Annotated in this window: 19 protein-coding genes and 1 tRNA gene; 7 read left to right on the top strand and 13 right to left on the bottom strand. The window is 60.1% G+C overall.

All coding sequences use genetic code 11. From position 1 onward, the window contains the following. Positions 1-124: 124 nt before the first annotated feature. Complete coding sequence (gcvP, locus tag ABIB48_RS00325) at positions 125-3,001, bottom strand: aminomethyl-transferring glycine dehydrogenase (protein WP_315915154.1); 2,877 nt, start codon at positions 2,999-3,001, stop codon at positions 125-127. Positions 3,002-3,152: 151 nt separating this feature from the next. Here gcvP and ABIB48_RS00320 point away from each other — a divergent pair, with 151 nt between their 5' ends. After that, complete coding sequence (locus tag ABIB48_RS00320) at positions 3,153-3,989, top strand: ParA family protein (protein WP_110106022.1); 837 nt, start codon at positions 3,153-3,155, stop codon at positions 3,987-3,989. Positions 3,990-4,143: 154 nt separating this feature from the next. Here the strand turns inward: ABIB48_RS00320 and ABIB48_RS00315 are convergent, their stop codons facing one another. The 5 genes from ABIB48_RS00315 to gcvH form a co-directional block, all read right to left on the bottom strand. Further along, positions 4,144-4,680 carry a MerR family transcriptional regulator gene (locus ABIB48_RS00315; protein WP_179442535.1) on the bottom strand — a complete coding sequence of 179 codons (537 nt, stop codon included), beginning with the start codon at positions 4,678-4,680 and terminating at the stop codon, positions 4,144-4,146. Positions 4,681-4,997: 317 nt separating this feature from the next. Next, positions 4,998-5,516 carry a bifunctional nuclease family protein gene (locus ABIB48_RS00310; RefSeq protein ID WP_354211281.1) on the bottom strand — a complete coding sequence of 173 codons (519 nt, stop codon included), beginning with the start codon at positions 5,514-5,516 and terminating at the stop codon, positions 4,998-5,000. Continuing rightward, positions 5,513-6,238: a transcriptional regulator FtsR gene (gene ftsR / locus ABIB48_RS00305; RefSeq protein ID WP_315915153.1), complete on the bottom strand. Its 726-nt coding sequence runs from the start codon at positions 6,236-6,238 to the stop codon at positions 5,513-5,515. Before ftsR ends, ABIB48_RS00310 begins: the two co-directional genes overlap by 4 nt. Before the next feature lie 49 nt (positions 6,239-6,287). Beyond that, the gene (locus ABIB48_RS00300; RefSeq protein WP_354211279.1) at positions 6,288-6,788 is read right to left on the bottom strand and encodes an FHA domain-containing protein; all 501 of its coding nucleotides are present in this window, start codon (positions 6,786-6,788) and stop codon (positions 6,288-6,290) included. 143 nt (positions 6,789-6,931) lie between these two features. Then, complete coding sequence (gene gcvH / locus ABIB48_RS00295; protein ID WP_110106222.1) at positions 6,932-7,318, bottom strand: glycine cleavage system protein GcvH; 387 nt, start codon at positions 7,316-7,318, stop codon at positions 6,932-6,934. Between the two features lie 217 nt (positions 7,319-7,535). On the opposite strand from gcvH, the gene ABIB48_RS00290 reads away from it, so the two are divergent. Beyond that, positions 7,536-8,261, top strand: a complete 726-nt coding sequence (locus tag ABIB48_RS00290) for a TMEM175 family protein (RefSeq protein ID WP_354211277.1) — start codon at positions 7,536-7,538, stop codon at positions 8,259-8,261. Positions 8,262-8,627: 366 nt separating this feature from the next. On the opposite strand, the gene ABIB48_RS00285 is transcribed toward ABIB48_RS00290, so the two are convergent. Beyond that, entirely contained in the window at positions 8,628-9,119 is a 492-nt protein-coding gene (locus ABIB48_RS00285) for a GNAT family N-acetyltransferase (protein ID WP_354211275.1), read from the bottom strand. Between the two features lie 506 nt (positions 9,120-9,625). On the opposite strand from ABIB48_RS00285, the gene ABIB48_RS00280 reads away from it, so the two are divergent. Further along, positions 9,626-11,422 (top strand): acyl-CoA dehydrogenase family protein, encoded by a 1,797-nt coding sequence (locus ABIB48_RS00280; RefSeq protein ID WP_315915000.1) that lies wholly within the window; start codon positions 9,626-9,628, stop codon positions 11,420-11,422. A gap of 246 nt (positions 11,423-11,668) precedes the next feature. Here ABIB48_RS00280 and ABIB48_RS00275 read toward each other — a convergent pair whose 3' ends face one another. The 5 genes from ABIB48_RS00275 to ABIB48_RS00255 all read right to left on the bottom strand — a co-directional run bounded on the left by ABIB48_RS00275 (position 11,669) and on the right by ABIB48_RS00255 (position 15,853). Then, positions 11,669-13,795, bottom strand: a complete 2,127-nt coding sequence (locus ABIB48_RS00275; RefSeq protein ID WP_354211272.1) for an HNH endonuclease signature motif containing protein — start codon at positions 13,793-13,795, stop codon at positions 11,669-11,671. Positions 13,796-13,973: 178 nt separating this feature from the next. Next, positions 13,974-14,411: a response regulator gene (locus ABIB48_RS00270; protein WP_170120945.1), complete on the bottom strand. Its 438-nt coding sequence runs from the start codon at positions 14,409-14,411 to the stop codon at positions 13,974-13,976. A gap of 61 nt (positions 14,412-14,472) precedes the next feature. Next, on the bottom strand, positions 14,473-15,204 hold the full coding sequence (locus ABIB48_RS00265; RefSeq protein WP_354211270.1) for a histidine kinase: 732 nt from the start codon (positions 15,202-15,204) through the stop codon (positions 14,473-14,475). Next, complete coding sequence (locus ABIB48_RS00260; protein ID WP_354211268.1) at positions 15,135-15,410, bottom strand: hypothetical protein; 276 nt, start codon at positions 15,408-15,410, stop codon at positions 15,135-15,137. Before ABIB48_RS00260 ends, ABIB48_RS00265 begins: the two co-directional genes overlap by 70 nt. Before the next feature lie 170 nt (positions 15,411-15,580). Further along, entirely contained in the window at positions 15,581-15,853 is a 273-nt protein-coding gene (locus ABIB48_RS00255; RefSeq protein WP_354211266.1) for a hypothetical protein, read from the bottom strand. 816 nt (positions 15,854-16,669) lie between these two features. Between ABIB48_RS00255 and ABIB48_RS00250 the strand changes: the two genes are divergently transcribed. The 4 genes from ABIB48_RS00250 (at position 16,670) to ABIB48_RS00235 (ending at position 18,444) form a co-directional block, all read left to right on the top strand. Then, positions 16,670-17,590 carry an NADP-dependent oxidoreductase gene (locus ABIB48_RS00250; protein ID WP_354211989.1) on the top strand — a complete coding sequence of 307 codons (921 nt, stop codon included), beginning with the start codon at positions 16,670-16,672 and terminating at the stop codon, positions 17,588-17,590. A gap of 167 nt (positions 17,591-17,757) precedes the next feature. Next, entirely contained in the window at positions 17,758-17,901 is a 144-nt protein-coding gene (locus ABIB48_RS00245) for a hypothetical protein (protein ID WP_354211264.1), read from the top strand. Further along, positions 17,898-18,146 (top strand): response regulator, encoded by a 249-nt coding sequence (locus ABIB48_RS00240; RefSeq protein ID WP_354211262.1) that lies wholly within the window; start codon positions 17,898-17,900, stop codon positions 18,144-18,146. Before ABIB48_RS00245 ends, ABIB48_RS00240 begins: the two co-directional genes overlap by 4 nt. Before the next feature lie 154 nt (positions 18,147-18,300). Further along, entirely contained in the window at positions 18,301-18,444 is a 144-nt protein-coding gene (locus ABIB48_RS00235; RefSeq protein ID WP_170120943.1) for a hypothetical protein, read from the top strand. A gap of 114 nt (positions 18,445-18,558) precedes the next feature. On the opposite strand, the gene ABIB48_RS00230 is transcribed toward ABIB48_RS00235, so the two are convergent. Then, positions 18,559-18,632, bottom strand: a tRNA-Pro gene (locus ABIB48_RS00230). Between the last annotated feature and the right edge of the window lie 4 nt (positions 18,633-18,636).

Genomic DNA, 18,636 nt, shown 5'->3' with positions numbered 1-18,636 from the left:
AACTCCCGAACCTGCGATGCCCCACAAACTGTGCTGCTCATCACCGTTGTCAGCGTAGCAAATCCTGCCACCAAACCAACTGTGACTCCGCACACAGTTGGTTTGGTGGGGAGAACCACCTCGTTTAGAAAACTTCCGCTAGTTCTTCAATGGACGGGCAGGAGCAGACCAAGTTGCGGTCCCCGTACGCCTGATCGATCCGGCGCACTACGGGCCAATACTTGGCCCGAGGGTCCACACCCGCCGGGAAAACAGCGGTTTCGCGGCTGTAGGGGTGTTCCCACTCCTGTGCAATGCTTTGTGCCGTGTGCGGTGCGTTGACTAGCGGGTTGTCCGCAGCCGGCCATTGCCCGTCCTGGACAGCTGCAATTTCTCGACGGATGGAGATCATGGCGTTGATGAAGCGATCAATTTCAGCCAAGTCCTCCGATTCCGTGGGCTCCACCATCAAGGTGCCCGGGACGGGGAAGGACATGGTGGGAGCGTGGAAGCCGTAGTCGATGAGGCGCTTGGCCACATCATCCACGCTGACACCGGAATCCGCGGTAATGCCGCGCAGATCCAAAATGCACTCGTGAGCCACCAGATCATTGGCGCCCGTGTACAGAACCGGGTAATGCTCGCTCAGGCGCCGGGCAATATAGTTCGCAGAGAGGATGGCCGTCTGGGTGGCCAGGCGCAGCCCGTCCGGTCCCATCATGCGGATATAAGCCCAGGAGATGGGCAGGATCGACGCCGAACCGTACGGTGCGCTGGAAACCAGACCCACCGTGGTGTCTGCGCCGAGCTCGCGGGCGGGCAGGTGTTTGGCCAGGTGGGCACCAACAGCTACGGGGCCCACGCCTGGACCGCCGCCGCCGTGCGGAATGCAGAACGTCTTGTGCAGGTTCAGGTGGGAAACGTCGGCACCAAATTGCCCGGGCTGGGCCAAACCAACCAGAGCGTTCAAGTTGGCACCGTCCACGTAAACCTGGCCTCCGGCGTCGTGAATCATGGCGCAGATGTTGGAAATCTCCGTCTCAAACACGCCGTGGGTTGACGGGTAGGTGACCATGATGGCAGCCAAGTTGTTTTCGTGGACGTGGATCTGGGCCTTCAGATCATCAATATCAACGTTGCCGAATCCGTCCGTGGCAACCGGGACTACCTTCAGCCCGGCCATGACGGCTGAGGCGGCGTTGGTGCCGTGCGCGGAAGCGGGTATCAGCACAATATCGCGGTGCGGGTTGCCGTTTTCCACGTGGAAGGCGCGGATGGCCATGAGGCCAGCAAATTCACCTTGGGAACCGGCGTTGGGCTGAACCGAAACGGCGTCATAGCCGGTAATTTCCGCCAGCCAGGACTCCAGCTGTGTGGCCATTTCCACAATGCCCACGGTGTCCGCGGCGGGTGCGAACGGGTGCAGGTTGGAAAATTCCGGCCACGTCACGGCAGCCATCTCGGCGGTGGCGTTGAGTTTCATGGTGCACGAGCCCAAAGGGATCATGCCGCGGTCCAGCGCATAGTCTGCATCCGAGAGTTTACGCAGGTAGCGCAGCATCTGGGTCTCTGAGTTGTGCGCGTGGAACACCTCATTGCTCATGAAGCCCGTGGCACGGTGCGGGGTGGGAAGCAGAACATCCTCCGCAAACTGGGCAATTTTCGGCCCCTGAGCGGAGGGAGACTGTGCGCCAGTGAACTCAGTGCCAAACAGTGTGGCGAACCCGGCAACGTCTGCTTCCGTGGTGGTTTCATCGACGGCAATCTGCACGTGATCGTGGTCCACCTGGCGCAGGAGGTAGCCAGCGGCGTGGGCTGCCGCCACCAGCTCAGCGGCTGCGTGGCCGCTAACAGAGGCTATCCGGATCTTGAGGGTGTCAAAGTAGTTGGCGTGCACCACGGTGTGACCGGCAGCCGTTGCAGTCTCTGCAACAGCCACGGCCATGGCGTGGACGCGGGTGGCAATACGTTTGAGGCCTTCGGGGCCGTGATAGACGGCGTACATGCCAGCCATGACGGCCAGCAGCACCTGTGCCGTGCAAATGTTGGAGGTGGCCTTCTCGCGGCGAATGTGCTGCTCACGGGTCTGCAGTGCAAGGCGGTAGGCCTGGTTTCCGGCGGCGTCCTTGGAGACGCCCACCAAACGGCCCGGCAGTGCACGCTCCAGTCCCTTGCGAACGGCCATGTAGCCGGCGTGCGGGCCACCAAAGCCCATGGGCACGCCAAAGCGCTGCGAGGATCCCACAGCAAGATCGGCTCCGAGCTCACCGGGAGATTCCAGCAGCGTCAGCGCCAGCAGATCTGCGGCAACCGCCACCAGAGCCTTCTTCTCATGGGCCGCAGCGATGACGGGTCCAAGCTCACGGATCATTCCGGAATCGCCAGGGTACTGCACAAGCACGCCAAAGAACTCAACGTCCGGGAGTTCGTTCTCGAAGTCATGGACCCGCACGGGGATGCCCATGGCCTTGGCACGGGTGTTGATCACGGCCAAAGTCTGCGGGAAAACATCGGCGTCCACCAGCAGCACAGCATCATCGGAGGCACCGCGGTTGCTGCGGCGCATCAAGGCAACGGCTTCGGCCGCGGCTGTTCCCTCATCCAGCATGGAGGCGTTGGCCGTGACCATTCCGGTGAGATCCGCCACAACTGTTTGGAAGTTCAGAAGTGCTTCAAGGCGGCCTTGGGAAATTTCGGGCTGGTAGGGCGTGTATGCCGTGTACCAGGCGGGGCTCTCCAAGACGTTACGCTGGATAACTCCGGGGGTGTGGGTGCCATAATAGCCTTGGCCAATATAGGACTTGTTCACGGTGTTCTTTGCCGCCAGCACGCGCAATTCGGCCAGCATGGCCTCCTCAGACACAGCGGCCTGAAGCGAGAGCGGCTGGCTCATGTAGATCGATTTGGGCAGCGCCGCAATAGAAAGCTCGTCCAAAGAACCAAATCCAAGGACGCTCAACATATGATGAATGTGGGGTTGCGATGCAACCCCGATGTGACGATCGCTAAAGACGGCCGACACAAGGTTGTTTGTGTTTTGGCTCCCGGGCAGAAAATCAAAGGTATTTGTCAATGGGTTCTCCAAGTCGCGAACGTTCCACAGCTATTGTATGTGTCAATGCCAATACCAGGCATATCAGTAAAAAAGCAACGCAAAGGGTAATGGTTCATCCGTGCAAGTAGTGAGTATCAGCAGCCTCAAGGGTGGCGTCGGCAAGACCTCAGTCACGCTCGGTTTGGCCTCGGCAGCGTTGGCTGCCGGCATCCCGACCCTCGTCATAGACCTTGACCCTCATGCCGACGCCACCACCGGGCTAGGTGTTGTCCCGCGCGGTCAGCTAGACATTGGCCAGATGATCAAGAATGCCAAGAAGGTCGATCTTGGTGCCAACGTGGCCCCCAGCGGCTGGTTGGCCGCCCACAAGAACGACGACGGGCCCCTCCCCACGCTTGACGTTGCCATGGGCTCGGCGTTTAGCGGGATTTATGATCGCCCCGATCTGGGCAAACGTGATTTGCGCAGACTTGCCACTCTTTTGGCCAATGCCGACCGTGATGGCAGTGCTCCGTACCAGTTGGTCCTGATTGACTGCCCACCCTCGCTCAATGGTTTGACGCGCATGGCGTGGACAGCCAGCAGCCGGGTTCTTTTGGTGGCTGAGCCGGGCCTGTTCTCGGTTGCCGGCACTCAGCGTACTTTGCGCGCCATTGAGCTTTTCCGAACTGAATTCGCTCCGGCGCTGGTGCCAGCCGGGATTGTGGCCAACCGTGTTCGGACTGGCTCCAATGAGCACGCGTACCGTCTGGCAGAGATGCGGACCATGTTTAGCGATCTACTGCTCTCCCCCACCATCCCCGAACAGGCCAATTGGCAGCAGATTCAAGGTGCCGCACATCCGGTGCACCAATGGCCAGGAGACTCCGCCAAGAACGCCTCAGCTCTCTTTGACCGGTTGCTTGACTCTGTGCTGAACCAGAGCGCCACCCGTAGCCGCCTCTACCGCGGCTAGGATTCCGCACCTGTCAGCGCCGCTTTCGGCCCAGCCAACAAAAATGCCATGGTTTGACGTAAATGCCACAGCTCAAGCTGTGGCATTTACGTCAAACCATGGCATTTCTCAAGGATGGAAGCTGTAGACGCGAATTCACGCGCCAAGGTGGAGATTAGGAGATCTTGCGTGCTTCCCGACGCTTGCTCAGTTCATCGCCAGGAAACGTCTGCACTGCTGCGTGTTCGCTGGGGAGGGCTGCCAAGCTACCCTCAACTTCACGCCAGACCCGGCCTACAGCAATGCCGAAGACGCCTTGACCGCCTTGGACCAGATCGATGACCTCGTCTGCGGAGGTGCATTCGTAGACGGATGCGCCGTCACTCATCAACGTGATTTGGGCCAGATCTTCAACACCGCGTTCGCGCAGGTGTTCCACGGCAGAGCGGATCTGTTGCAGGGACACTCCCGTATCCAAGAGCCTCTTGACGACCTTCAGGACCAGGATGTCTCGGAAGCCGTAGAGGCGTTGGGAACCTGAACCCGCCGCGCCGCGCACCGCCGGTTCAACAAGCCCGGTACGGGCCCAATAATCGAGCTGACGGTAGGTGATCCCAGCCGCTTTACATGCGGTGGGTCCGCGGTAGCCTGCGTTCTGGTCCAGAACTGGAAGATCCTCGGTAAAGAGCAACCCCTGTGACCCTGCACTCAAAGCCGTGCTGGGGACAGCAGCGGCATTAGTTCCGCCGACGTCACTGGTGGCACTCACGTGGATCCTCCTATTCGAAGCTCCCCTGAATGGATGGTTGCGTTGCACATGGAAGCAAGGCATACAAGGAGAGTCAGAGATAGCCCGTCTCTCAAGTCTGCCCGCAGCAGCCGTGGCTTGCAATGGGGAACTCAATACCTTGACGTTAGATCGGTGCGAGTCCAAGGTCAAAGATCTCGGCACTTCATTTTTAGCGTGTCGAAAGTTTCGACCTCAGCCTGAACCTTAGGTGACTGTGGGAAAGCTCGGAAAACCGGGGTTTACTTCTCAAAATCTTCAGGTTCAACGTCGTTGAGGAATTCCCTAAATTGACGAACCTCACGTTCCTTGGCATCGTCATCGGCACTATCCCCAGCAGCTTCGCCGGCGCCGGAGGCTTCCTCGTGAGGACCAATCTCAACCCCAGCCTCATCCACCAGGCTTTCCGCAGCCCAGATGGAGCAATGGGCACGCTGGGCGATGGCAATGGCATCAGAGGCCCTTGAGCTGACAGTGGTGCTGTCATCCATGACCAGTTCGCCATGGAAAACACCCTCCTCAACCTTGGTCAAATTTACGCGCACTATTTTACGGCCCAGCGCATGGACCACCTCACACAAGAGATCGTGGGTGAGTGGGCGGGGCGGGATGACCCCTTGTTCGGCCAAGGCGATGGCTGTGGCCTCTGCGGCTCCAATCCAGATCGGGATGTGCCGCGGGCCAGTCCGCTCGCGCAACAGCACCAGGGGCTGGTTGGAGGGCATCTCGATCCGCACGCCAACAATTTCCACTTCAATCATGAGCTTTCCATCTCCGCAATCCGCACCTGGACCAGGGAGCTGTGCAAGGTCAAGCAGAGTTCGGCAATCTCGCGGGCGGCTTCGGCGGCGCGCACCGCGGATGTGCCATCCTTGCGTGAGGACAGCGGAGCCACTACGCGTTCCACCAAACCGAACTCACGCTCTGCCGCTGCTTGGAACGGGCGCAGGTGCCGCGGTTCAAGCCCGTGCGCGGCCAGTGCGGTGCAGGCCTGGGCAATCTTTACGGCGTGCTCGTCAAAGGTGCCGTCCTTATTTTCCACAAGTCCATAGCTGACCATGGTTGCCAGCAGTTCTGCGCCGGCCCCGGATTCAATCCGCAGTTGCTCGGCCGTCAAACGGCGGGACTTACTCTTGAGTTCTCGGGCAAGTTCGTCAGAGACCATCCGTGGTGCCACAGATACTCCTGGCGGGAGGTTCAGCGGTGTCAAGCCTTGATCTATCGCATCCAAATACTCCCGGATGACCTTCAACGGCAGGTAGTGATCGCGTTGCAGCGCCAGGACAAACCGCAGACGTTCGACGTCGGGCTCCCGGAATTGGCGGTAGCCCGCCGGGGTGCGCTGCGGGGTGATGAGCCCCTTTTCTTCATAAAAACGGATCTTGGACGCCGTCACAGAAGGGAAATCAGCGCACAGCAAAGCAAGCACCTCACCGATATTCAAGACGGTTGCGGCGCCGGTCCGCCGGCTGCTGGAATGCACATCCACCAGCCGGCGCCCGGCTGCGGAATTCACGCTTCCCACGGTGCCCTTAGGAATCCGATGAACTGGTACTGTCACCGGCTCCCGGATTGGCACTGAAGTAGTAGGTCAGGCGGAATTTGCCAATCTGCACCTCGCTGCCGGTCCGTAGCCGGACTGCATCCACCCTGTCACCGTTGACGTACGTGCCGTTGAGGCTGCCGGAATCGACAACTTCAAAGCCGCCGTCGAACTTGATGAAGTTCACGTGGCGGCGTGAGACGGTGACATCGTCAAGGAAAATGTCAGCGTCTGGATGCCGCCCGGCGGTGGTCACTTGACTGTCAAGCAGGAAACGAGCCCCTGCATTCGGCCCAATGTGCGCAATGAGCAGAGCCGAACCCGCGGGCAGCGAGTTCACGGCATTTTGTTCATCAGGCGCCAAAATCGGTACCGACGTTGGACCGCCCTGGACCGGAGGAAGCTGAATCGAAGTGGTATCTGGTGCACCGGGCTGATCCTGGAGGCCCGCCTGATCGTTCACCCCGGCGTCGTTACCTCTGTCAACCATTGGTACTCCTCCTTGTAAAAAGTCTTTGAGGGTTCACTCGAACCCACAATATTACCAACTTACGAGCCGTTGCTGTGAATGCTCTGACACGCACCACCCGGTACCGCGGCGCGGACGGGCGTCTGGAACATAGCTTCCAGCTACTAGCCTACCTTTTCCTGGTACTGCGCCGCGCTGAGCAATGAGCCGTAGCTGGACACATCGCTGAGGGTGATTTCCACCAGCCAGCCCGCTCCGTAAGGATCGGAGTTAATAAGGGATGGATCCGCATCCAAATCCTCGTTGCGGGCCGAAACCTGCCCCGTCAATGGTGCGTAAATGTCACTGACGCTCTTCGTCGATTCGACTTCGCCCACCACGGTATCGGCCGTAACATCCGCGCCGTTCTCGGGCATTTGCACGTAGACAACATCTCCCAAGGCGTCCTGGGCGAAATCGGTGATGCCAACCCGCACCACGCCGTCGGCTGTGGGGGCTGAAACCCATTCGTGCTCTGCTGTGTAGGACAGATCTGCGGGAATATTGCTCATGATGGGCACCTTTCGAGGTTCATCGCTGCCGCGCGAAGAAAGTGAAGTTTAAATTAAAACATGCTCCAAGGCTTAAAACATGCTCCAAGGCCGTTTTCGCTCCTTGACCACGTCCAGTCTTTAGGGTGGAGCCGTTCTTTACAAGTCGAAGGTGCATTCTAGCAAATTAGTCACTTCTGCGGCCGAACCATAGCGCCGACTCTGACATGATTCATCTATGACTGATTCTGTGACGCCTCCCACCGCCGGCGGTTCCCCTAGCAGCCTAGACAACGGCCGCAGGGGCAAAATGCCCGTCTGGCTTGTGCGCACCATCATCGGTGCTATCGCCATAGCCGTTCTTGTCATTGTCTATTTGATTGCCTCGGTGACGGTTCCGTTGATGTGGGCCAACTCCATCAGGGGCCAGATTGGCGGCCAACTGGGTAACAGCATTCCGTTGGGCATGTTTTACGGCTTCGTTTTCACCTTTGTCCCTGTTCTGATTGCCTGGCAGGCGCACCGGAGGGCGTTCAACAAGTGGGTGCGGCTGAGTTTGGTGGCGCTGGGACTGGTGCTGCTCATCCCCAACCTGCTGACTCTTGGGGTACTGTACGGCAGCACGCAATCCGCTGCCAACGCCCGGTCCATCTGGGCCAACAGCGCCAACTGGTTTGGTACTTGGAGCCAAGTATTCATGGTGGTTGGCGTGGTCTGTGCCGTGGCGCTCATTGTCCTAGGCAGGATGTGGCTGCGCCGCAGCAAGAAGCTACGTGAGGTCAAGGCAGCGGAAAAGATCGTTCGCCAAGACCAGCAGGAACGGGAGCGGGCATCCCGGCAGGAGGCAAAGACTGCCGCACGTGCTGGCCACACGAAGCCTGCCCCCACACCTGAACTCCCCGGAACCACCCCCGTAAAAACCACCAAACCACCAGAGGGAAAGGCCGGGACGCCCGCGCCGTAGGGCAACTGGGTCACCCGCGCACTCTGGCTTTGCTTGCTTTGGGCATGCCCTAGTGCTCTGGGCGTTTCCTAGTGAGAGGCACCTTCGCGGTGTAACTGGGACTGCTGACAGACGGCGGGACTCTGCCCCGGGCAGCTACTGCACCGGGCGCGGTTCTTGCGCCAGGAACTTTTGCTCTGGCCGCCCCGGAGAGAGCGCTAGTACTGAGCATAGGATTCCTTGGACTTGAGACCACCTACAGCACCACCGGTCATGAGTGGGCCTGTTGCTGACGGATTGGCACTGGCAGCCTACTGTGTGATCCCCACGAGCCATTATTACCATCTGGACTGCGGCAATCTTGGGTCTTGGATGTGGACGGATGGCCTAAAATTCCATTCCATGCAGCGCCGCCTCCACCAGGTCCCTTTCCCAGAACAGTTGAAGAAGCGGGTGAGGTTGCCCCTGGGCATCGTTTTCTGATCTACCTACGGTCCTAAATCCACGTTTAACATAGAAAACAGCGGCACGCGGGTTCTGTTCGTTGACATCTAGGGTCAGCCGCGGCGTCTGATCCTTGGCCCACTCCAAAAGTCTGCTGCCCACACCTTTGGACCTGGCTTCATCAGCCACATAGAGCATCGCCACATGATCACGGTCCATGCCAATAAAACCTAGAATGCAGCCATTTCGCTCCGCTACATGGATTCGCAGGCTTGGGATGTGCTTGTCCCTAAACAGGGGCTCAAGCCTGTCTATCGCCTCAAGCGAAAGAAAATGGTGGGTGGCCTCAACGGAATCCCGCCAGACATTTGTCAACTCTTCAAGGTCTTCGGCCACGCGTCCAGGACGCAGAACAAGAACTGGGGCAATCACCACGATTCTCCGTTTCCTCCCCACTTACTTGCCTCGGGGGAATGATCTGGACGCACGCCTGATCCTATTACCCCGGCGTTTCCCACATTACTGTGGCACCAACCCGGGCCTGGACCAAGTGATCGAAGGTTTCTGAGCGGGCTATGACTTCTGGGCAAATAAAGACGGCCCATACAAGCATCGGCGAGATACTCATATGGGCCTAACCGCCGCTAACTCTGAGAAGAGCGCGTTGGCTATCAAGAACATTACCTCTCAACAGGCCAAAGACCTGCACCGAAACGGACAATGAGCCGCATGTCACTTTGTCCAACCGCCCCCCACTGCGGGTTCCTTCTTAGCTCACGCCATGATCCTGTTCCCACCACGGGAACCTCCCCGCACGTGGAAGTGTTTTGCGAGGCGATGAAGGAACCTTCCATTACCTTTAGAAATATGAGCCACGCCACATTACTGGCAAGTAACAAATATTCACCACAAACGGCCCGCGTCGCGGTACGCTGACGATTATGAGTGAATACCAGCCTCCAATTGCAGACATTGCCTTCGCACTCGAACATGTTGTGGGTTACCCGGACATCGCCACGTTGCCAGGCTACGAACACGCTGACCTCGACACCGTTGTCGAGCTCCTGGAACAGTGCGGTGAGTTCATGGCGGAGATCGTTGCGCCACTGAACCGACAGGGGGACATTCAGGGTTCCCACCTCAAACCCGACGGCACTGTTCTCACCCCCGATGGTTTCAAGGATGCGTACCAGCAATATGTCGACGCCGGATGGGGATCCGTGCCGCTGCCCGAGGAATACGGCGGTGGCGGTTTCCCTCGCGCCGTCGGCCTTGCCATCCAAGAGATGTTTAACAGCGCCAACTTGGCATTCTCCTTATGCCCGTTGCTGACGCAAGGTGCCATCGACGCCCTGCTGCACTATGGCGATGACAAAATGAAGAACCGTTATTTGCCCAAGATGGTCAGTGGCGAGTGGACAGGCACCATGAACCTCACCGAACCGCAGGCCGGCTCGGATGTTGGCGCCCTGACCACCAAGGCCGTGAAGAATGAGGACGGCAGCTACGCCATCACGGGCCAGAAAATCTTCATCACCTACGGTGACCACGACATGGCCGAGCAGATCGTGCATCTGGTGCTCGCCCGCACGCCCGGGGCGCCTGAGGGAACCCGCGGCATTTCATGTTTTATAGTGCCCAAATACTTGGTCAACGACGATGAGTCGCTCGGCGAACGCAACAACGTGGAAACTGTCTCCCTGGAACACAAGATGGGCATCCATGCTTCCCCCACGTGTGTGCTGTCCTACGAGAATGCAACGGGATACTTGATCGGCGAAGAGAACAAGGGAATGCGCATCATGTTTGTCATGATGAACGCTGCCCGTCTGGGTGTTGGTGCGCAGGGCCTTGCAGTGGCAGAGCGCGCCTACCAGCAATCGCTCGAGTACGCGCAGCAGCGCCAGCAGGGTCTGGCCATTGGAGCCACGGGCGCTACTTCAGCCATTATCGAATTCCCTGACGTGCGGCGCATGCTCATGACCCAGCGCGCCAGCATCGCAGCCCTGCGCTACTTGATGCTGCTGGACGCAAGCTATGTGGATATCAGCACCCACGATCCCGATCCGGCAGTCCGCGCGCGGGCCGATGAGATCGTAGGAATACTGACCCCAATCTGCAAGTCGTTCGGCACTGACATGGGGAACGAGCTCACCTCGCTGGCACTACAGATCCAAGGGGGAATGGGCTTCATTGAAGAGACAGGGGCCGCCCAGCACGTACGCGACGTCCGCATTGCCGCTATTTACGAAGGTACCAACGGCATTCAGGCGGCCGATCTCGTTGGCCGCAAACTGGGGGTCCGAGGAGGCGCCTCCATTCTGGAGTTCATTGCCACCATGCGCGAAGTGGAAACGGACCTGGCCAACGCCGGCGCTGACTTTGACGGCATCCGGGAGGAATTAGAGCGTCAGTTCAGTGAGTTGGAGAGAGCAACCCATTGGATGCTCAAGACCGGCCAGGGCGACCCCAATTCCGTGCTGGCCGGCTCGACACCCTACTTGCGAATGTGGGGGCTGTGCACCAGTGCCTGGATGCTGGCACGGGCAGCCGTTGCTGCGGCAAAGACGGATGATGCCAGCCTGGCGGACAACCAGTTGGTATTGGCCCGTTTCTACGCCCAGCAAATCCTGCCCCAGAGTGGCAGCCTGCTGGGTGCCGCAACAGCGGGCGCCACGGACCTGTTCGCCTTGGACGCCCATAGCCTCTCGGGTGCAGCACGCAAAGTGAGGAACTAGCCTTCAAATATGTAAGACTCACTCCGCCAGTCAAGGACGGTTCAACCGCAAGCCGGCGAATGCCGGCGCAAGCAGAGGAATCTGGGGCGAGCAGGCGAATCCAGCGTACTGATGGCTGTGTGTGCGTCCTTGCGAACATGACTCTTTGAGCGCATGCGTAATCGGGTGGCTTCTGTTCTTGCAGAAGCCACCCGATCGTCTTTGGTACCCCTTCCCAGATTCCCGTGCGGTCATTTGGGCCCTTGGTTATGAGCGTTTTTTGAGTTGTTTGGTGATGAGTTTCTTGAGCCATTTGGGGTATCGGGGGCGTGGGGTGTCTTCTTCTGGTGGTTCTTGGTAGGTCCCTGATGGGGTGATCCAGCCGATGCGTCCATCGCTGGTGGGTTGGGGTGTCCAGCCACGCAGCCGGATGTTGTTGCGTTCTGGTTCGTTGATGCAGCGGCGCTGCCCGTACCGGTTTTTATCGTCTTTGAAGTGCTTCATGGTGTGGTGGCGTTTACAAGCAGGGCGTAGATTCATCATGCTGGACTGGCCCCCGAACTCGAACGCTTCCAGATGGTCTAGATCGGTATCAATGACAGGGTTGGGACAATTCGCTACGTAGCAATGCCCAGCCAAGGCCTGCAGGACTAGTTTCTCTGCTTCCTTGAGCGTGTAGCGTTGCGGCTGTGCTGGCAACACATCACCGGTGATCGGATCCGTCAAGACCCGCAGGAACGTGGTGGACTGCGCTAAGAGAAGCCGGGCAATGTTCTCTGGAACTGGCCCAGCCAACGGGCCAGCTAGCTCAGCGGGTTCATCCGTGATCCCCAACAGCCCTAACACCGGAACTTTCAACAAGATCAGCGCTTTGGGTAAGGGCGGATCCGTGATCACCTTCGAGTGCGCCACCGCCTCCAACTGCCTCAAATACTCTCCTTGCGGATCCTCAAAAATCCCATCCACCACACCATCGATAAACCCCGATCCATCCCCCACCAACTCACCCACCAGCACCTCATCCCCCACCACAGACCCGCTGGTTTCGGGCAGGAAGGTACCGATAAAGGGTTGCGAGGTGGGATTATTTGCTGTGGTGTGAGCGAACGATTCACCGTCCCCAGCGGCTACCCCCGGGGCTAGCTCTGGGTTTATCTCTGGGTTTAGCTTTGGGGCTGCAGCAGTGTTCGGGCCCGTGCTTGAACTCGGGTTCGGGCTGGTGTTTGAGCTGGGGTTCGGGCTGGTACGCGGGCCGGTGTAGTGCCAGGGTGCTTCTTCCTCCGCGATCCGCACTCCCCCGAACCAGGCATTGTTCCCGTCCGAGGTATTAACGCGATCATGTAGCCCATCACCCCCAACGGAACCCTCACCACCTCCAGCACTGCCGCCAGCCCCCGCACCGGCCCTGGCACCAGCCCTGGCGCCGGTGTTGCTGTTGCTATTGGTGTTGGTGGGTGGTGGTCCTAGGAGCAGGGTTGCGCCTACATCGGCTCTGAGTTGGGTCAGGGTCCGGTATTCACGGCAGTCTTGGCCGGTACCTGCTTGGTCCGCATGGGATTGGGCTGTGTTCGCGTCGGCTTTCAGTGCCCTGGCTAGGCGGGTGCAGTTGGTATAGATACCTTCAGCGGCCAGGGTGGGCACGTACAGGGTGAGCCAGGACATCCCGTCTTTTCCCGGTAAACACGTCATGGTCCGTTGCCGAAAGGCTTCCTTGGTCCGGGTGGCCATGGTGGCTGGGAACATTGATTCCCGTGCCCTGCGTGCTTTCGCATGAAAGCACGCCACGGTCGTGTTCAAGACCAGCTTCAACAACCGGTCCTCGAAGAGCAATAGCTTCTCATCGCTGATATCGCCGTGCTCATTCAGGGTACCGAACTCGTCCATCATGACCGTGGCGTGACGGAAGGAAAACAGGCCATTACTTAGCCCGGCAAGGACCCGCGGGTGAGAGTCAACCAGTTCAGTACTGTGGTGAGCTAACACTGCAGCAGTACGTTCCGGGATGCCCAGAACCAGCCCAAGATGTGTCAACGCGGAGGATTCCATCACTCCACGCTGCCAGGAATCCAACCCGATCACCCCGGCTTCCACTCCGGCAGCCCCCACAACCCGGGCCACTAACGAGGCCTTACAAGCGCTGAGCGCGTCCTCGAGTTTCTTCAACACACCCAGCGCGTGCAGGCCTTGGTCATACACCTCACGAGCGATCCCCACCACGGACGCCGGTTCAGGATCAGGAACCGGGATAGGGATATACAACGGTAAGCCCACCAATACTGGCGTGTCAGTGCCAAAGGGTTCAATAGAAGGAACAGTCACCGCGGCAAGGACCGCAGCCACATCCTGTGTGGCTGTACCGCCCCGGTCCCCGGGGACCTGCTCCCGAATACTCATACCCCCATTTTAGTCTTACCGTAATCAAGACGCAATAGATACCCAAACAAATATTCGATCTATTGAACGGAAACCCAGCCCATGCGCCCGGCAACGAAAACCAGGCGGCTAGCCCATATGAACGTCAATCTGCCCGGTCTCGTCCGGGTTGAAAACGAGGCGGCGGTTGGCGATCTTGTCAGTGAAGAAGCGGTCGTGACTGTCCACCAAAACGGCGTCCAACAACGCTGCCAAACACTGTTCCCCCAGCGGCCACCACCAGCACAGCCTGCACAATCTCATCCCGGCCCGCACCCTTGAGCAAGTACCCGCAGGCTCCCGCGCGGATGGCCCCGAGGACTTGTTCATCGCCGCTGTGCATGGACAAGACCAAAACGGGGATGTCAGGATAGGCCCCAGTGATGCCGAAGATGGCGCTGGTGCCGTCCACTGCTGGCATATCCAAGTCGGTTAAGACCACATCAGGGCGTTCGCGCTCAACTAGCAGCATCAGTGAGGGGCCGTCGCGCGCGTGACCCACCACAGTCAGCTCAGTCCCGGCTGCGAGCGCAGCGGCAAGCCCGTGAAGGAACATGGTATGGTCGTCGGCGATGATCAGGCGTACAGGCTTATTCACCGGGAACCCTCCCAGTCTGGATAATCCCCGGCCGCCGAGGAATTGATGCTCATGCTCCCACCTAGTAGCTATGACCCTGGTGACCCTGACCCGCATGGATGCCAGCCCAACCCCGTCGGCGGGATGAGCGCGGAAGCCATTGTCGTCGTCCACGGAAACAGCCAGCAGGCCGCACCGGCAGCACATGGGCAAGCCCGTGCCTGACTAGGGCCTCGGGGAGGAGCCCGTCCAGGATGCGCCGGATCTCGGTCACTGATGCAGCAACCTTCCTCTCCAGCACAGGGACTAGGCGGGCAAGCTCCCCGCTGACGACGTCCCTGAGGGCTGCCAGTCCCAGCCCGACGCCGGTCAGCGATCCGAGGCCGTCATGCAGGTCCCCGCGCAGGCGTTCACGTTCACGGGCCGTAGCCTCGAGGACGGCGTCGCGCTGGTGGGCCAGTTCCGCCGTGAGGGAGAGTGCATGGATCTCGGCGGCAAGTTGCGGCGCCATGGCCCGCAACATCCCCTTGCCCCACCCTGGGTAACGCTCCCCCGGCGTCCGGCCATCCAGTTCAAGCGTGCCCACATCCCGCCCGCCCAGGGTCAGGGGTGCTGTGAACACAGGGCCGACGGCGCGTTCCCCATCAACGGTGGCACCCGGCACCCCCACAGAGGCGAGCGTACCTACGTCAAGCCTTGCAATACGCACGTGGGGAGCACGGACGCCGTCCTCGATCCCTGTGGTCACAACGTGGAGGAGCTCGTGATCCGCGGCCCCTGCGGCGAGTGCACCGAGTCCTGACATTGCGGACATGGGTCAGCACCCTTGCCGTAGAGGAAGCGGTCCACTGCACGCTGCACGCTGGTGCGCAGGGGGCTGATGCCTACGGCAATGAGGGCCGCCGCCACAAGGGCTGTCACGGGGTCTCCTGTCAGGCGTGCCGCGGCCACAGCAAGCACTGCCGCGTAGACCGCCATGATGCACCCCATCAGCAGCGCATAGACGAGGGCACTGCGCATCAGTGCCTGGATGCCCAGCAACCGGTAGCGCAGGACGCCTACGGCTATGGCAACGGGGAGAAAGGTACAAGGACAGACTCAGCACCCACTACCCGGGCACTGTTCCGCCAAGGAACTGTTCACCCATCAACAGCGCCACCGTGACGATCAGCCACGTGAGTTGCTGGCGTTCAGGGTGCACCGTCCGGATCAGCCACAGCCAGCACTTTCCCCAGAGCCATAACACCCGGCCGCATAGACCACGGCGGCGCACCACACCCAAGCGCACCGGTACCCGGAGTCATCCCCGCGGCAGCAGCACGGCAGTACGGCAGTACGTCACCGGCCACCAAGACCACAGTGGGCACTACCCATACCCTGCCTAGCCATGTTCCGGTCGGATACAGCACAGGCAGGAGGCCTATCAGCAAAAAGATGGAGAGCGCCGTGACAGTGGCAACCACCCCGCCCATCATGAGTCAGCCCAAGATGTTGCGCCGGCGAAGCCAGGCTGGTGCGGCTCCGGGAATGGCCCAGCTGGCACCTACCGCGGCCTGGGCAACGAACGGAATGGATTGGCTCAACGGCGTTAACCTAGTGCGCCGGAACACCACTTCGGCCCCTCGCCCGCACAGGCGCCAGCCACGGCTATCAGCAACAGCCCTGCAATCACCAGCCGGTTAAGTGCCATGGGCCAATTCTCCCGGCAGGACGCGCTTGGTTCAAGGGCTGGATCCCCCTCCGGCTCGGGCAAGACGCCCGGCCCGGCGGGACCCGCACCCCTGTTTATTGCTGATTCGGGCCGGGAACAATGAAAGATCCCGTATTCCATGCCCAGCAGTTCAGACACACCCACAATCAGACCCACCCACAAGGCGCGGGAGAGCCCGCCATGAACAAGCAATCAGCTCTTGCGACCGCAAAGCCCCTTGTTTGGCGGCGGCACGTCTCTCCTCTCAAATTCTGTATGGTGGCCGGACAGGTGGCAGCCCGGGATGGCCGGGCATGCGGCGGTGGCCGGACAGGTGGCAGACCCGGTTCGGCTTGGCACTGGCTTGGCACCGAGCTGCGCGGGGCCGACACCAGCCCGACCTCGGCCTGCGCCAAAGGATTGGCCTGCGCCAAGGGATCGGAATTACTCAAGTAACGCAGTGTTGCACACCTGCCGGGAACTGCAATACTCAAGACAGGGTGGCCCGCCCACTTGAGGCTGGCCATCCCCACGGGCAGGCCCCGGTGCCACGCCACCCAAGATCAAGCGCAGGAGAGTTGTGCAAACAATGAAAGCCTTTGTCTCCCCGAGCCACGGGAGTCAGCGCGTGGTCCTCGCGGAGGTGCCCATACCCGACATCAGCGACGATGAGTTGCTGGTGCGTGTCCATGCAATTGGCGTAGGTATCCACGACTCCTACTTTCTGCCGACTGATGCCATCTTCCCCTATCCCGTAGGAATTGAGGGCGCTGGCGTCATTGAGGCTGTGGGTGCCAAGGTGGCAGGCCATCTGGTAGGTGATCGGATTGCGTTTGTCAGTTCAATGCAAGCAAAAGGTGGCACGTGGGCGGAGTTTGTTGCCGTCAAGAACGGATCGCTCATTGTGCCGATTCCTCACGGCATGGACTTTGTGAGCGCCGCGGCGGTGCCTGTCGCCGGCAACACCGTGCTGCGTGCATTGCGGGCGCTGCCGCCCATCCGAGCTGGAGGTTCGCTGTTTGTAGCAGGGGGCTCCGGCGCCATCGGCACACTGGCCATCCCGCTCGCGGTGCGGCGCGGCTGGCGGGTAGGCGCCTCTGCATCTGCCGCTAATCGCGGCTACTTACTCTCACTCGGTGCGGATTTGGCTGTTGACTATCGCGACCCCACTTGGCCAGAGCAGGTTCTTGCCTGGCGGCCCGGAGGCGTAGATGCGGCCCTGGCAATCCAGCCCGGAACATCTAGTGCCAGCCTGCCCGTGGTGAAGGACGGCGGATCCTTGATCAGCATCTCCGGTGATGAGCTGACGCGGGAACGCGGGATACAGACGATGGGCGTCCCTTATGGCCTTGACGTGCAGCAGGAACTGGTGGAGGTCATGGCTGACATTGTTCGCGGAACCCTCCGTGTGGAACTCGAACGGGTGTTTCCCTTCGCACAGGCCCTGGACGCATTGGCGAAAGTACGCACACGCCATGCCCGGGGAATGATTGTGCTGGCGATGGAGTGAATGGGCGCAAGGGCGCCAGGCTAAGACGCACCGGAGACCACAGCACTGGCACGTCCAAGAAGGAACGGCAGCCAGCAACCCACAGGATAGCGGGCGGCCCTGCTGAACCCTGACTGTCACTGACGACGGCGGGGACCCGGACTCGTGGGTGCCAAGGACTGGGGGTGGTGGCCGAGGCTGCGGGCGCACGGGCCGCCGTGGAACCTGTCATGGAATTGCTCCCCGATGTGGTGCTGCTGGATCTGCACATGCCAGCACTGAATAAAGATCAGGTGACCCCCGGCGGCTGGTGCGGGACCTTCCCGGTGTGAAAATTTCCGTGTTGACCATGTTCGAAGATGACGAATCCGTGTTTGCCTGTCTCAAGCCTGGGTTGCTCGGCTACCTACTGAAGGAAGCGGAGCAAACGGCCATTGAGTGGGCGGCGGCCGCGGATCTGGGCCTTGGCAGCAAACCCATCTGGAATTTGGAGCCCAACGCCTTTGCGAAACTAGGTGCCGCAGACAGGGCACAGACCATTATCAAAGCCCGCGAGGCAGGGATGGGCCAACGGTAATGGGTACGTTCAGCCGCACTCGGGCACAGTGCCCGGATGCAGGGGACCTGGTCCTCTGGCGGCGCCGCGCGCCTACTTGAGCATGGCGGTACCCCACATCGACAGGTTTGCCCGGCCGCTGTCCCTATCTAGCTGATTCGGCAGGAGTCCACCCATGTTTTCGCTTCGAGCCGGCACCTCACCTAAAAACCAAGAACGGACCACACAAGCCCATCGATGGTTATTGCTGGCGTTTCGCATCTATGCCTCGTTGCTGGCACTGCTCTTTATTGTCTGGTTGGCCACTGCCATGTCCTAGGGGCCAACCTAGGAAGTCTCAGGGGAAGCCTCACGTCACCGCCGAAATGCTAGTGGGCAACAAAAAACCGCTCAAACCCTGGCTTTCACCAGTGTTTGAGCGGTTTTGCATCGGTCGGGCTGACAAGATTTGAACTTGCGACCCCTTGACCCCCAGTCAAGTGCGCTACCAAGCTGCGCTACAGCCCGATTG

Source organism: Arthrobacter sp. UYCu511, assembly GCF_040547105.1.
Lineage (GTDB): Bacteria > Actinomycetota > Actinomycetes > Actinomycetales > Micrococcaceae > Specibacter > Specibacter psychrochitiniphilus.
This window is presented reverse-complemented; position numbering and strand designations above follow the sequence as displayed.